General features: G+C 69.7%; 1 protein-coding gene. It reads left to right on the forward strand.

Annotated elements, in window-relative coordinates:
- Positions 1-17: 17 nt before the first annotated feature.
- On the forward strand, positions 18-735 hold a 718-nt coding region (locus AB4112_RS36035; protein WP_441727287.1), incomplete at its 3' end, for an AMP-binding protein.

The following is a 735-nucleotide window of genomic DNA, read 5'->3' on the forward strand; positions in this document are numbered from 1 at the left end:
GCTGGGCGCTGGGCTACATGGTGTCGGATGCGGGCCCGGTCTGCGTGATCGGTTCAGGGGCGGAGGCGTGGTGCGGTCCGGTGCCGGTGCTGAGCCTGGAGGAAGGTTCGGTGTCGTCGGCACTGTCGGCGGCGGCGGAGCATGATCCCGGTGACGGGGAGCGGACGGCGCCCCTCCGACCCCAACACCCGGCCTATGTGATCTACACCTCCGGCTCCACCGGACGCCCCAAGGGCGTGGTCGTCACCCATGCCGGTATTCCCAGCCTGATCGGTGCGCATCTGGCGCTGTTCGAGATCGAGCAAGGGTCCCGTCTTCTGCAGTTCGCGTCGCCGAGTTTCGACGCGGCGGCGTGGGAGATCATGGCGACGCTGGTGGCCGGAGCGACATTGGTGATTGCGCCGAAAGGACAGCTTCTCGCCGGGGAGCCTCTCTCGGCGCTGCTGCGGGAGGAGGCGGTCAGCCATGTGGTTCTGCCGCCGCCGATCCTCGCGACCCTGCGGCCCGAGGATGTGCCGCAGAGCTGCGCCCTGATCGTCGCCGGCGACAGATGTCCTGCGGATCTGGTCGGGCAATGGTCGGCCGGGCACCGGATGTTCAACGCCTACGGCCCGACGGAAGCGACGGTCTGCGCCACGGCCAGCCAAGCCCTGTCCGGAGCGGTCGAGCCGCCGATCGGGGCGCCGATCTGGAACACGCGGGTGTACGTGCTGGACGGGAGCCTGCGTCCGGTTC

Origin of the sequence: Inquilinus sp. 2KB_23 (assembly GCF_052115705.1) — a bacterium.
Classification (GTDB): domain Bacteria; phylum Pseudomonadota; class Alphaproteobacteria; order DSM-16000; family Inquilinaceae; genus Inquilinus; species Inquilinus ginsengisoli_A.